The sequence below is a fragment of the Embleya sp. NPDC059237 genome, from assembly GCF_042754105.1.
In the GTDB taxonomy this organism is placed as follows: domain Bacteria; phylum Actinomycetota; class Actinomycetes; order Streptomycetales; family Streptomycetaceae; genus Embleya.
This window is the reverse complement of record NZ_JBHZAE010000005.1, coordinates 172,081-185,464: the sequence shown is the minus strand read 5'-3', so window position 1 is coordinate 185,464 and position 13,384 is coordinate 172,081. Positions and strand designations below refer to the sequence as shown.

10 protein-coding genes are annotated in these 13,384 nt (G+C 71.9%); 5 read left to right on the top strand and 5 right to left on the bottom strand.

Annotated elements, in window-relative coordinates; genetic code table 11:
* Positions 1–5 precede the first annotated feature (5 nt).
* Both ACFXKZ_RS18040 and ACFXKZ_RS18035 read right to left on the bottom strand, forming a co-directional pair.
* The gene (locus ACFXKZ_RS18040; RefSeq protein ID WP_380001478.1) at positions 6–1,424 is read right to left on the bottom strand and encodes an ATP-binding protein; all 1,419 of its coding nucleotides are present in this window, start codon (positions 1,422–1,424) and stop codon (positions 6–8) included.
* Entirely contained in the window at positions 1,421–3,169 is a 1,749-nt protein-coding gene (locus ACFXKZ_RS18035; protein ID WP_380001476.1) for an FAD-dependent oxidoreductase, read from the bottom strand. Before ACFXKZ_RS18035 ends, ACFXKZ_RS18040 begins: the two co-directional genes overlap by 4 nt.
* 209 nt (positions 3,170–3,378) lie before the next feature.
* Here ACFXKZ_RS18035 and ACFXKZ_RS18030 point away from each other — a divergent pair, with 209 nt between their 5' ends.
* From ACFXKZ_RS18030 to ACFXKZ_RS18020, 3 genes are all read left to right on the top strand, one after another.
* The gene (locus ACFXKZ_RS18030; protein WP_380001474.1) at positions 3,379–3,576 is read left to right on the top strand and encodes a hypothetical protein; all 198 of its coding nucleotides are present in this window, start codon (positions 3,379–3,381) and stop codon (positions 3,574–3,576) included.
* Positions 3,577–3,679: 103 nt separating this feature from the next.
* Positions 3,680–4,324 (top strand): ArsR/SmtB family transcription factor, encoded by a 645-nt coding sequence (locus tag ACFXKZ_RS18025; RefSeq protein ID WP_380001472.1) that lies wholly within the window; start codon positions 3,680–3,682, stop codon positions 4,322–4,324.
* A complete protein-coding gene (locus ACFXKZ_RS18020; protein ID WP_380001470.1) occupies positions 4,321–5,601 on the top strand; it encodes an MFS transporter in 1,281 nt (426 codons plus the stop codon). The genes ACFXKZ_RS18025 and ACFXKZ_RS18020 overlap by 4 nt, the downstream gene beginning before the upstream one ends.
* An 80-nt stretch (positions 5,602–5,681) precedes the next feature.
* Here the strand turns inward: ACFXKZ_RS18020 and ACFXKZ_RS18015 are convergent, their stop codons facing one another.
* Positions 5,682–7,013 (bottom strand): nitrate/nitrite transporter, encoded by a 1,332-nt coding sequence (locus ACFXKZ_RS18015; RefSeq protein ID WP_380001468.1) that lies wholly within the window; start codon positions 7,011–7,013, stop codon positions 5,682–5,684.
* A gap of 276 nt (positions 7,014–7,289) precedes the next feature.
* Here ACFXKZ_RS18015 and ACFXKZ_RS18010 point away from each other — a divergent pair, with 276 nt between their 5' ends.
* The gene (locus ACFXKZ_RS18010) at positions 7,290–8,717 is read left to right on the top strand and encodes an FAD-binding oxidoreductase (protein WP_380001466.1); all 1,428 of its coding nucleotides are present in this window, start codon (positions 7,290–7,292) and stop codon (positions 8,715–8,717) included.
* Between the two features lie 51 nt (positions 8,718–8,768).
* Here the strand turns inward: ACFXKZ_RS18010 and nirD are convergent, their stop codons facing one another.
* Positions 8,769–9,140: a nitrite reductase small subunit NirD gene (nirD, locus tag ACFXKZ_RS18005; RefSeq protein WP_380001464.1), complete on the bottom strand. Its 372-nt coding sequence runs from the start codon at positions 9,138–9,140 to the stop codon at positions 8,769–8,771.
* Between the two features lie 56 nt (positions 9,141–9,196).
* On the bottom strand, positions 9,197–11,707 hold the full coding sequence (gene nirB, locus ACFXKZ_RS18000; RefSeq protein WP_380002061.1) for a nitrite reductase large subunit NirB: 2,511 nt from the start codon (positions 11,705–11,707) through the stop codon (positions 9,197–9,199).
* A 279-nt stretch (positions 11,708–11,986) separates the two neighbouring features.
* On the opposite strand from nirB, the gene ACFXKZ_RS17995 reads away from it, so the two are divergent.
* Complete coding sequence (locus tag ACFXKZ_RS17995) at positions 11,987–13,114, top strand: uroporphyrinogen-III synthase (protein ID WP_380001462.1); 1,128 nt, start codon at positions 11,987–11,989, stop codon at positions 13,112–13,114.
* Positions 13,115–13,384 lie beyond the last annotated feature (270 nt).

Below are 13,384 nucleotides of genomic sequence, written 5' to 3'. Positions count from 1 at the left end.
ACGCGCTAGCGCGGCAGGGTGATGCGGAAGGTGGTGCGGCCCGGTTCGGAGTCGACGGTGAGCGTGCCGTCGTGGCGTTGCACGATGATGCGGTACGAGATGTCGAGGCCCAGGCCGGTGCCCTCGCCCAGGGCCTTGGTGGTGAAGAACGGCTCGAAGATCCGGTCCTGGATGTCGGGCGCTATGCCGGGGCCGCTGTCCTCGATCTCGACCACCACCGACGCGGTGTCGGCGCGGGCGCGCAGGGTCAGCGTGCCCTTGCCGCCCATCGCGTCGGCGGCGTTGTCGATCAGGTTGGTCCACACCTGGTTCAGCTCGGCCGGATACGCCTGGATCCTGGGCAGGTCCTCGGCGTACTCGCGCTCGACCCGGATGTCGCGCAGCGGGCCGGCCAGCATGGCCACCGTGCTGTCCAGGCCCTTGCGCAGGTCGGTCTCCTGGTAGGGGGCCCGGTCCATCTGGGTGTACTGCCCGGCGGCGGCGAGCAGATCGGTGATCCGGCCCAGCGCGTCGGCGACCTCGTCGAGCAGCGCCTCACCCTCCAGGTTGGCCGCGAGCCAGGTCAGTCCGGGGCGCGCCGCCGCGCCGAGCGCCGTGCCCGCGTCCCGGGCCCAGTCCTCGTACAGGCCGACGTTGACGAACGACGGCGCCGTCTCGTACGCATCCGGCAGGTCCAAGTCCTCGAAGATCTCGGCCACTTCGTCGGTCCGGTCGGCGAACTCCAGCGGGCGCAGCCGGGGCGGCTCCACCTCCCGCCGGGCCAACACCTCGGCCTGGAGCCGGTCCAGCGCCTCCAGCGCGTCGGCGGCGGCGCCGCAGCGGGCCAGTTCGGCCCGGGCCCGGCGCAACTCCCCCAGCCGGGTGCGCAGGTTCGCCGCGGCCCGCTCGGCCGCCGCGGCCGGGTTGCCCAGTTCGTGGGTGAGCCCGGCGGTGAGCGTGCCGAGCGCGACCATACGCTCGCGCTGCCCGACCGCCGAACCGGTCCGGCGCCCGCCGAGGAACATGCCCGCGACCAGGTGCGCGGCCATCGGGAACCACTCGGTGAAGGCCTGCGCCAACTGGGCGGCCGGCAGCACGAAGAAGGTCGAATCGACGTGTGTGCGCGCGGTGTTGCCGTACGCGTGCACCGCCGGGGTCGCGCCCTCGCCGTCCAGGGCCAGTGCCGCGCCGACATAGGCGCCGCGCATCGACGAGCGGTGCACCTCCAACTCGCCGCCGCGCACCGTGCGGTTCATCGTGACCTCGCCGGTGAGCAGCACGAAGAAGCACTCGCCGGGATCGCCCTCGTGGTAGAGCGTGGTGTTCGCCGGGAACGCCTTGACCTTGCCGTGCGCGCACAGCCAGTTCAGGTGTTCGTCGGGCAACTTCTCGAACAGGAACAGGGTGCGCAGTTCCTCCGGCGGCAACACGTCGCACACGCTCATCGTGATCCCTCCGTCGCCGGGGTGCGGGTGTCGGTCGGGGTCGGCGCGTCGGCCGGCCCGCCCGGATCGTGGCCCGGCTTCCGGGTGTCCAGGGTGTCCAGATAGCGGTGCACGAGCATCACCGTCATCGCGCCCTCCCCGACCGCCGAGGCGACCCGCTTGACCGAGGCCGCGCGCGAATCGCCCGCGGCGAACACCCCGGGCACCGCCGTCTCCTGGACGAACGGCGGGCGGCTCCAGCCGTCGAGTTCGCCGTCGCAGTCGTCGAGCAGTTCGCCGCCGGTGAGGATGTAGCCGTCCCGGTCGCGCCGCACGCCGCTGCCGTCCAGCCACCCGGTGCGCGGGCTGGCGCCGATGAAGACGAACAACCACGACGCGGGCACGGTCTCCTCCGTACCGGAGTCCCGGTCGCGCAGGGTGAGTTCGCGCAGGCGCCCGGTGCCGTGCGCCCGGGAGACCTCGGTGCGGACCCGGACCTCGACGTTGGGGATCTGCTCCAACTGCTCGATCAGGTAGTGCGACATGGACGCCTCCAGGCCCGCGCCGCGCACCAGGATGATCACCCTGCGGGCGTAGCGGGAGAAGAACACCGCCGCCTGCCCGGCCGAGTTGGCCGCGCCGACGATGTACACGTCCTGGTCGCGGGTGTCGGGCCCGGTGGTCAGCGCGGCGCCGTAGTACACGCCGCGGTCGGTCAACTCGGCCAGGCCCGGCGCGTCCAGGGTGCGGTAGGACACCCCGGTGGCGAGCACGACCGCGTGTCCGCGGGCGACGACGTCGCCGTCGCAGGAGATGGTGCGCACGTCGCCGTCCACGTGCAGACCGGTCACGTCGCGCGTACTGACTATCTCCGCGCCGAACTTGAGCGCCTGGCGGCGGGCACGGCCGATGAACTGCGAGCCGGAGATGCCGTCGGGGAAGCCGAGGTAGTTCTCGATCCGCGAACTCTGCCCGGCCTGCCCGCCGGTGGCCTGGCGCTCCACGAGCAGCGTGCGCAGCCCCTCGCTGGCCGCGTACACCGCGGCCCCCAGGCCGGCCGGGCCGCCGCCGACGATCACCACGTCGTACAGGTCGTCGGACGCGGTCACCGACAGTCCGACGTACTCGGCCAGTTCGCCCTTGGACGGGCCGCGCAGCACGGTCGAGTCGGGGGCGATCACCACCGGCACGTCGGCCTCGGTGGTGCCGGTCTCGCGCAACAGCCGGCGCGCCTCGGCCTGGCCGACGTCGTACCAGCGATACGGCACGCCGTTGTTGGCGAGGAAGTCGCGCAGCTCGAACGACGGCGCGGAAAAGCGCGCGCCGATCACCGTGGCCCAGCTCTCGTCCGGCACCGGCGCGGTCTCCCACGCGGTGATCAGCGAGTCGAGCACGGGGTAGAGCCGTTCCTCCGGTGGATCCCACGGCTTGAGCAGGTAGTGGTCGATGTCGACGTCGTTGATCGCCCGGATCGCGGCCCCGGTGTCCGCGTAGGCGGTGAGCAGCACCCGTTTCGCGCGTGGGTACCGGTGTGCGGCCTGTTCCAAAAAGGCCACGCCGTCCATCTGCGGCATGCGCTGGTCGGCGATCAGCACCGCGACCTGCTCGCCGCGCTCGTGCAGCTCGGCCAGCGCCTCCAGGGCCTGTGCGCCGGATTCGGCGCGGACGATCCGGTGCCGGTCGCCGTACTGTCGCCGCAGGTCGCGGGCCACCGCACGGGAAACGGCCGGGTCGTCGTCGACGGTCAGCAGGACGGGCTTGTCCACGGTTTTCCTCACGGGCCTGGAGTGGTGCACAAAGGGGGGCCACTGCCCGGTACCGGCCTCGACCATGCGCCGGGCAGTGCGTGCGCCACGTTATCCCGTATCCGAAATCCGCAGCCGGGGAGTTCGAGGGCCGGCCTCGGCGGCGACACCTTCGGCGAAGTCGGGCGCTTTGCCTATCGGTCCACCACGAACATGCCTAACGTGGCGCTATGTCCGAGAATCGACGCCGCCCGCAGCGCGAGACCGTACAGGCCCTCGTCGGCGTGACGGTGATCGTGATCGGCCTGCTGGTGACCCTCGTCCTGCACCTGACCCACGACTCGCACGACCCGGAACCGAGCCCGAGCCCGCTCCCGACCGCCACCGCGCCGACGGCATCCCCGTCGGTGGCGGCGGCCGGACATTAGCCGCGGCGCCGAGGCAGGCGCGCGGCCAGGATTCGCAGAGACTTCTCTGCAAAAGATGCAGAGAACTCTTTGCAGAGAACTCTCTGCGTAATACCGTGGGCATGTGAACGACTCCCGCCGGCGGATCGACGCCCGCAGCCTGCGCGCCCTCGCCCACCCCCTACGCATGCGCCTGCTCGAAATGTTGCGCCTGGATGGCCCCTCGACCGGGACCCACCTCGCCGCCCGGGTCGGCGAGAGCACCGGGACGGTCAGCTGGCACCTGCGCCACCTCGCCGAACACGACTTCATCGAGGACGTGCCCGAGCGCGGCACCCGCCGCGAGCGCTGGTGGCGTGCCGTGGTCGACCCGCGCGACCTGCACACCAGCGAGTTTCGCCAGGACCCCGAGGCCCGGGGCGCGCTCGACGTCTACATCCACGAGTCCTTCCGGCAGCAGGGCGAACGCCTGCTCCAGTCGTTCTCCGACGCCGATGAGATGGGCCCCGAGTGGGTGCGCGCCCGCACCGTCTCGGACTGGAGCGGCGTACGCCTGACCGCCGAACAGCTGGCCGACCTCAACCGCCGGGTCGTCGAACTGGTCCACGAGGCCACCCGCGGCCCCGAGCAACCGGGCGCCGCCACGGTCGTACTCCAGTACCAGTCCTTCCCGCGCCGGCCGAAGGACGGGACCGCATCGGCCGATCCGAGCCCAACCGCCGAAGCCGAAGCCGATCCCCCCTCCGAACCCGACGAGGACCCCTCATGAGCGGCCTGCTGCACCGCCACCGCGACTTCCGCCTGCTGTGGTTCGGCGAGACCACCGGCAAGTTCGGTGCGTCCGTGACCGGTGTGGCAATGCCGCTGATCGCGATCTCGACCCTGGACGCGAGCACCTTCGAGATCGGCCTGCTCGGCGCCGCGGCCTGGCTGCCGTGGTTGCTGATCGGTCTGCCGGTCGGCGTCTGGGTGGACCGGATGGCCCGCCGCCCGATCATGCTCGCCGCCGCCGCGACCTCGTGTGCGCTGTTCCTGGCGGTGCCCCTGGCGCACCGGGCGGGCCTGCTGAGCATCGGTGTGCTGCTCGCCATCACGCTGGCGACGGGGGTGTCCGCGGTGTTCTTCCAGACCGCGTACACCGCCTACCTGCCCGGCATCCTGCTCCCCGCCGACCAGGCCGAGGGCAACAGCAAGCTGCACGGCAGCGCGTCCGCGGCGCAGATCGCCGGGGTCGGCGCGGGCGGCCTGATCGCACAACTGGCGGGCGCCGTTAACGGCATGTTCGTCAACGCCGGCACGTTCCTGACCTCGTTCGTCTGCCTGTTCCGCATCCGCCACCGCGAGCCCGAGTCGAAGCCGGCGCCCGAGGAGCGCGCCGAGCGCTCGCTGATCGGCGAGATCGGCGAGGGCCTGCGCCTGGTCGCGCACGACCCCTGGCTGCGCGCGTTCGCCCTCTTCGGCGGCGTGTCCAACCTGGGTCTGGTCGGCCTCCAGTCGCTGCAACTGGTGTTCCTGATCCGCACGGTCGGCGTCGACGAGGGCCTGGCCGGCGCGCTGATCGCGGGCGGCGCCGTCGGCGGCGTGGCGGGCGCGTTCGTCTCCCACAGGGTGTCCTCCCGGATCGGCACCGCCCGTGCGTTCCTCGTCTTCGAGCCCGGTGTGTCGAGCCTGGTCCTGCTCATCCCCCTGACCACCGCCGGCGCGGGTCTGACCGTGTTCGTCTGCGGCTCGTTCGCGATGTCGGCGGGGGTGGTGGCGAGCAATGTGATCAAGTCGAGCTTCCAACAGCGATACTGCCCACCGCGGTTGCTCGGCCGGATCACCGCGAGCATGCAGTTCGTCAACTACGGCACCATCCCGCTCGGCGCGGTCCTGGCCGGCGCGCTGGGTTCGGCGTTCGGGGTCCGGCCCGCCCTGTGGGTGATGGCCGCGCTCATTTCGGCCTCCGGCCTGATCCTGATCCTGTCCCCGGTGGGCCGCTGCCGCGACCTGCCGACCACCGTGCGAGCCGTCGCCGTGTCCAAGGCCCCGCGCACGGTGGCCTGATCCACAGGCGCGGGCCGACGGGGCGGCCGACACCGGGAGTTCCCGGCGTTCGACCGCCCCGCGGTCGCACGGGATCGGGATCAGATCCGCACGGACCGGCGCCCCGCCGATCGCAGGTACACCGCCCAGGTCAGCACCAGGCAAAACGCGTAGTAACCCAGGAACCCCAGATAGGCGGCGTCCCCGCGTCCGGAATTCAGAAACGACTCGCGAAACGCGATGTTGACCAGAACCCCGCCCAACGCGCCGACCGCTCCCGCGATCCCCATCAACGCCCCCGAAGCGCGCCGCGCGGCCGGTCCCGGGCCGAGCCTGACCGCGAATATCGCGGGGATCATCTTGTACGCCGAGCCGTTGCCCAAACCGCTGAAGACGAACAGCGACACGAATCCGGTCAGGAACAGAGCGAGCGATTCCTGCCGCGAGGCGACGTAGACCACGAACGCGGCGCAGGCCATCGCGACGAAATTCCAGAACGTCACCCGCGCCCCGCCCCACCGGTCGGCGAGCAACCCGCCGACCGGACGCACCAGCGACCCGAGCAGCGGCCCGAGAAAGGTCAGATAGGCGGCCTTGACCGGCGTCGCGAACTCGGCGTGGAACTGCACCTGCAATACCTGCCCGAAGGCGAAACCGAATCCGATGAACGACCCGAACGTGCCGATATACAGCAGCGACATCACCCACGTGTGCGGATCCCGCGTCACCTCCCGCATCGCGCCCTTGTCGTTGCGCAACGACGGGAGGTTGTCCATGTACCGCCCGGAGAGCACCGCGGCGACCACGATCAGCGGGATGTACACCGCGAGCAGCAGCCGAGGATGCTCGGCGCCGGCCGTCGCCAGCACGGACAGCCCGACCAGTTGCACTGCGGGCACCCCGAGGTTGCCGCCACCGGCGTTGACCCCGAGCGCCCACCCCTTCAAGCGCTGCGGGTAGAACGCGTTGATATTGGCCATCGACGAGGCGAAGTTGCCGCCCCCGACGCCGGCCACCGCCGAGACCACGAGCAGCGTGCGATACGAGACACCGGGCTCCAGCACGATCGCGATGGAAATCGTCGGCGCCAGCAACAACAGCGCACTCGCCACGGTCCAGTTCCGCCCGCCGAAACGAGCGACCGCGAAGGTGTAGGGAATCCGCATCGCCGCGCCGACGAGCGTCGGTACGGCGGTCAGCGTGAACTTCTGCGCGGGGTCGAACCCGTACTCGGGCCCGAGGAAGAGCACGATGACCGACCACAAACTCCATACGGAGAAGCCGATATGCTCCGACAGCACCGAGAACACCAGGTTGCGCCGGGCGATTCGAGCGCCCACCCGATCCCAGAATGCCTCGTCCTCGGGCCGCCAGTCGTCGAGCGGCCGATCGCTCCGGACCGGTGCGCTCGCGGTTGTCGTCGTTGTCGTCACGGGAACCTACCTGTCCGGAAGGGCATAAGAACCGACGTCCCGTGACGGTAGAAACCCCAGGTTTCCGTACCGCGCGCCCGCCGCCTCGACAACGCTACATCTCGCTCAACACCCCGATCCCCGGCTGTGAGAATCCGTCGAGCGAGCGTCGCGGATCGGCCGACGCCCACGGCCCGCGCCCGCCTACCTGACACTCACCCGACTACTTGACGGCCACTCGGCCGGTTTCGGGAGAGAGTGGGACGCGCATCGGCCGCCCGAGATCAGGAGTCACCCGTGACCGCGACCAACGCCCCCTCCCCCGCCCCCGAGCACGACCCGGAGTTCGCCGTCGCGGTCAAGGCCCTGAACACACACCTGTCCGGCGCCGCGCTCACCCCCGAGGTCCCCGGCTACGACACCGAACGCACCGGATTCCAGACGGCGTTCCGACAGCAACCGGCGCTGATCGTGGCCGCCGCCTGCGCCGAGGACGTGCGGCTCGCCGTCGAGTTCGCCCGCACGCACGCGCTGCGCGTGTCGGTCCAGGCCACCGGACACGCGCCCGCCGACGCCGCGCCCGGGGGCCTGCTGATCTCCACCCGCCGGATGGCCGAGGTACGCGTCGACCCGATCGCCCGGACCGCGTGGGCCCAGGCCGGCGCCCGCTGGGAGGCCGTGGTGACCGCGAGTACCCCGCACGGGCTTGCCCCGCTCAACGGCTCGGCGCCGCACGTCGGCGTCGTCGCCTACACCCTCGGCGGCGGCCTGAGCCTGCTCGCCCGGGAGTACGGCTACGCGGCCGACCACGTCCGCGCCATCGACGTCGTCACCGCCGACGCCACGCTGCGCCACGTCACCGCCGAGAGCGACCCGGACCTGTTCTGGGCGCTGCGCGGCGGGCGGGACAACTTCGGCATCGTCACCTCGATCGAGGTCGACCTGGTGCCGGTGGCGCGGGTGTACGGCGGCTCGCTGATCTTCGACGCCGACCTGGTCGAGGCGGCGACCGCGGCGTATCTGGCCTGGACCGAGACCGTCCCGGAGGAGCTGACCTCCTCGATCCTGTTCATCGGCCTGCCCGACATCGAGCAGGTGCCGCCGCCGCTGCGGGGCCGGCACACCGCGGCGATCAAGATCGTGTACAGCGGCGACGCCGCCGACGGGGAGCGCCTGGTGGCCCCGCTGCGGGCGATCGGCCCGCGCCTGGTGGACAACCTGGCCGACCTGCCGTACGCCGACTCGCACACGATCCACGCCGACCCGACCTACCCGCACGCCTACCTCGGCGACAACGTCCTGGTCCGCGACCTGGACGCCGCCGTGGCGGGCAAGGTGTACGAACTGACCGGTCCGAACGCGCCGATGATGGTCGTGCACGAGGTGCGCCACCTCGGCGGCGCGCTGTCCCGGCAGCCCTCGGTGCCCAACGCGGTCGGCGGGCGCGACGCGGGCTACATCGTGCGCGTGGTGGCGATGGTCGAGGGCTCGGGGCCGGACGCCGCGCGCGCGTTGCTGGCCGACGTCCACGCCGTGCTCGACCCGCTGTCCGTCGGGCGCAACCTCAACTTCGTCTACGGCGACGGCGTTCCCAGCGACCCGGACAAGGTCGCGTCGATGTACGACCCGCGGAGTTGGACCCGGCTGCGCGACCTCAAGGCGGCGCACGACCCCGACAACCTCTTCACCGGCAACCACAACATCGCACCCGCCGACGCGTCGTGACACCGGGCCGCCGGGCGAGAACGCGACGCTGCGCCCTCGCCCGGCGGCGATTCAGGAACGGGCCCGCACCCGCCAGGTCGACAGCGCCGCCGGCGTCCCGTCCGGCGTGGTCGGCTCGTCCAGGCACTCGCCCGTGCGCAGGTCGAACGCCTGCTGGTACATCGGTGACGTGACGATCGGCACCTCGCCGCGCCGACCCACGATGCCGCGCGACATGACGTAGGCGCCGCTGAACGGGTCGCGGTTGCCCAACGCGTACAACTCGCCCGCGCGCGTGCGGAAGACGGCGACCTGCTCGCCCTCGATCAGCGCCGCCACGCCCCGCCCCGGGGTCAGCCGGTCGTACGGGCAGATCGTGACCCACCCGGTCCCGGCGGCGATCTCGACCGTCGTCTCGACGGCGGTCCCGGTCGTACCCGTCACCCGCGCACCTCCCCTGTCCCCAACACCACGGATCCGCCCCGCTCCCGCTCGGCCGCTCATCGCCCGCGCACCTCCAACCTCTCGAACAACACCGGCTTGATCTGCTCGCGCTCCGCGGTGAACCGCACGGTGGGGTCCGGCACGCCCGGCGCGTTGGCGAACGACACGAAGCGGCGCACCCGTTCCGGGTCGGCCAGCGTCGCGGCCCATTCGTCCTCGTAGGTCTGCACGTGCCGGGCCATCAACTCGTCCAGGTCGGCGCAGATCCCCAGTGCGTCGTCCATGACCACCGCGCGGACGTGGTCGAGGCCGCCCTCGATCCGGGTCAGCCACGACGCGGTGCGCTCCAGGCGGTCGGCGGTGCGGATGTAGAACATCAGGAAGCGGTCGATGGTGCGGATCAGCGTGTCGTGATCGAGGTCGCTCGCGAGCAGTTCGGCGTGGCGCGGGGTGGTGCCGCCGTTGCCGCCGACGTACAGGTTCCAGCCCTCGGCGGTGGCGATCACTCCGAAGTCCTTGCTCTGCGCCTCCGCGCACTCCCGGGTGCAGCCGCTCACCGCGGACTTGAGCTTGTGCGGCGAGCGCAGGCCCCGGTAGCGCAGTTCCAACTCGATCGCGAGCGCCACCGAGTCCTGCACGCCGTAGCGGCACCAGGTCTGCCCCACACACGACTTCACCGTGCGCAGTGCCTTGCCGTACGCGTGGCCCGACTCGAATCCGGCCGCCACCAGGCGCTGCCAGATGCTCGGGAGCTGGTCGACGGTGGCGCCGAACATGTCGATGCGCTGACCACCGGTGATCTTGGTGTAGAGGCCGAAGTCCCGGGCGATCTCGCCGATCGTGATCAGCCCCTCGGGGGTGACCTCGCCGCCGGGGATGCGCGGCACCACCGAATAGGAGCCATTGCGCTGGAGGTTGGCCAGGAAGTGGTCGTTGGTGTCCTGCAGCGCGGCCTGTTCGCCGTCCAGGATGTGCCCGCCGGACAGGCTCGCCAGGATGGAGCCGACGGCGGGTTTGCAGATCTCGCAGCCGTCCGCGTCGGGCCCCTCGGCGCTGCCGTGTTCGTCGATCAGCCGGGCGAAGCCGCCGATGCCCTTGACCCGGACGATCTCGTACAGCTCGGCGCGGGTGTAGCGGGCGAAGTGCTCGCACAGCCCGCGCCGGGTCTCGATGCCCGCCGCGGCCAGTTCCTCCGTGACGATGCTGCCGATCAGCTTCACACAACCGCCGCAGCCGGTACCGGCCTTGGTGCACCGTTTGATGCCGGGTACGTCCACCACGTCGTGTTCGGTGACCGCGGCCCGGATGGTGCCCTTGGCGACGCCGTGGCAGGAGCAGACCACGGCCGTGTCGGGCAGCGCGAGTCGCACGCGCGGGCCGGCGGTGGCGGGCAGCACCAGCTGTTCGGGCGGGACGGGAAGCGGGCTGCCGGTGAGCGGGCGCAGCTGGGCGTACGCGTCGGCGTCGCCGACCAGGACGCCGCCGAGCAGCCGGCCGTCGGCGCCGATCACCAGCTTCTTGTACACGCCGGCGAGCGGATCCGAGTACAGCACCTCCACGCAGTCCTCGGCGACCCCGTGCGCGTCGCCGAAGCCGGCCACGTCCACGCCGAGCAGTTTGAGGCTGGTGGACAGGTCGGCGCCGGTGAAGGTGCGGTCCGGGTCGGGCGGGCCGGCGGCGAGCTGCCGGGCGGCCACCTCGGCCATCGCATAGCCGGGCGCGACCAGGCCGTACACCCGCCCGTCGACGGCCAGCGCGCATTCCCCGATGGCCAGCACGTGCGGGTCGTCGGTGCGGCAGTACTCGTCCACCACGATCCCGCCGCGTTCGCCGACCGCCAGCCCGGCCGCGCGGGCGAGCCGGTCGCGGGGGCGTACCCCGGCGGAGAAGACCACGAGGTCGGTGGCCAGTTCGGTGCCGTCGGACAGCACCATGCCGGCGACCCGACCCGCCCGGTCCACGATCGCTTGGGTGCCGGCGCCGGTGTGTACCGTCACGCCCAGGTCCTGGATCTTGCGGCGCAACACCCGGCCGCCGCCGTCGTCGATCTGCAACGCCATCAGGCGTGACGCGAACTCGACCACGTGGGTGTCCAGGCCCATCGCGGTCAGCGCCCCGGCGGCCTCCAGGCCGAGCAGCCCGCCGCCGACCACCACGCCGATCCGGGCCTGCTCGGCGGCGGCCTTGATCGCCTCCAGGTCCTCGATCGTGCGGTAGACGAAGCAGCCGGGGGTGTCGTGTCCGGGCACGGGCGGCACGAACGGGTAGGAGCCGGTGGCCAGGACGAGCGTGTCGTAGCCGACGGTGTGGCCCGCCCTGGTGGTCACCGTGCGAGCGGCGCGGTCGATCGTCTCGACCGGGTCGCCGAGCCGGATGTCGATCCCGTGCTCCGCGGCGAACCCGTCGCCGCACAGGGACAACTCCTCGGCCGTGGTGCCGGAGAACCACGAGGTCAGGTGCACCCGGTCGTAGGCGCGCCGGGGTTCCTCGGCCAACACCGTGATGCGCAGCCCCGGCGGTCGCGGTTCGGCCTCGGTCAGCGCTTCGAGGAAGCGCTGACCGACCATGCCGTGGCCGACCAGGACCACGTGCGTCTGTTGGGCGTCGGTCACGGATGGGCTCCTTCGAGGCGGGGGCGGGGCGGGCGACTGCTGCTCACCGAAGCGTCCCGAGTCGCTGTTACGGGTCCTGGTCCCCGATGTTGCGCGAGCGGTACGGCCGGCTCACCCGGGGCGCCGGCGACGGTGAGAAGCCCGACACGATCGGGCGCCTTTCGGGCACACGGCCTTACCCCGGGGTGATCGCCCGGCAATACGTCCGTAACACCGGTCCGTCAATCTCACGACATGGTTACTCGTACAGGTGCGGCCGAACCCCTCGTCGGGCTCACGGTCGGGGTCACCGCGGCCCGGCGGCGCGACGAACTCGTCGCGCTCCTGGAGCGCCGGGGCGCGAAGGTCGTGGGCACTCCGACGATGAGCATCGTGCCGCTGCGGGAGGACCGGGAGTTGCGCCGGGCGACCGAGCGCTGCCTGGTCGAGCCGCTGGACTACGTGGTGGCCACCACCGGGGTCGGTTGGCGCGGGTGGATGAACGCGGCGGAGGGGTGGGGGCGTTCCGGCGAGGTGCGGCGGGTGTGCGCGGCGGCGACGGTGATCAGCCGTGGGCCCAAGGCCACCGGCGCGGTGCGCGCGTCCGGGCTGCGCGAGATGTACTCGCCGGGTTCGGAGGCCAACGACGAGTTGCTGCACTGGTTGTTGGCGCGTGATCTGCGCGGGCGGCGGATCGCGGTGCAGGAACACGGCGCGCCGCTGGAGGGCTTCGCGACGGCGCTGCGCGAGCGCGGCGCCGAGGTGATCGAGTTGCCGGTGTATCGGTGGGGGCCGCCGGAGGACCCGGCGGCCGTGCGGCGCCTGGTGGAGCAGGTGGTCCGGGGCGAGGTACACGCGATGACGTTCACCAGCGCGCCGGCGATCGACGCGTTTTTGGCCGCGGCGGGCGAGTCGGGTCGGCGCGAGCAGGTGCTGGACGCGCTGCGCGCCGATGTGTTGACGGTGTGCATCGGCGCGATCTGCGCGAAGCCGCTGTCGGAGGAGGGTGTGCCGGCGTTGTGGCCGGAGCGCGGGCGGCTGGGGTCGATGGTGCGCACGGTCACCGAGACGCTGCCGGCGCGGGTGCGGCGCGAACTGGACACCGGGACGGACCGGCTGGTGCTGCAGGGCAACGCGGTGCTGGTCCGGGGCGGGGTGATCGCGCTGTCGCCGGTGCCGGCCGCGGTGTTGCGGGCGCTGGCGGAAAAGCCGGGGTGGGTGCTCAGCCGCGCCGAACTGCTGCGCCGCGTCTGGCAGGGCGCGAGCGCGGACGAACACGCGGTCGAGGCCGCGGTGGCCCGGCTGCGGAGCGCCCTGGGGCCGCACAAGGGGTTGGTCAAAACGGTGACGAAGCGGGGATATCGGTTGGCCGTGCCGGTGTGATGGGCGGCGGGGCCGGCGCGCTGCGAGGGCGCTTTTCGGCCATCGCCGGGAGTGGGCACGGTCGTCGACGACACGCCACATTCCCTCGGACGGCCCGGCGACGATCGGCACGAGAGCCGCCCGCCGCGGCGGCCGAGGCAACCGTCGGCATCGGCCGGATCCGGCCGAAGGGTGGAAGGCCCCTATCCGGAGCGCCGCGTGTTCATACGATCATTCGAACGATATGGACGGCGACGGGCTTGGGGGCACGGCGGTGCGGGTCGAGGATTT

Coding starts and splice junctions, on each gene's coding strand:
- ACFXKZ_RS18040 (WP_380001478.1), bottom strand. CDS start 1,424: ATGAGCGTGTGCGACGTGTTGCCGCCGGAGGAACTGCGCACCCTGTTC.
- ACFXKZ_RS18030 (WP_380001474.1), top strand. CDS start 3,379: ATGTCCGAGAATCGACGCCGCCCGCAGCGCGAGACCGTACAGGCCCTC.
- ACFXKZ_RS18020 (WP_380001470.1), top strand. CDS start 4,321: ATGAGCGGCCTGCTGCACCGCCACCGCGACTTCCGCCTGCTGTGGTTC.
- nirB (WP_380002061.1), bottom strand. CDS start 11,707: ATGGTCGGTCAGCGCTTCCTCGAAGCGCTGACCGAGGCCGAACCGCGA.
- ACFXKZ_RS17995 (WP_380001462.1), top strand. CDS start 11,987: ATGGTTACTCGTACAGGTGCGGCCGAACCCCTCGTCGGGCTCACGGTC.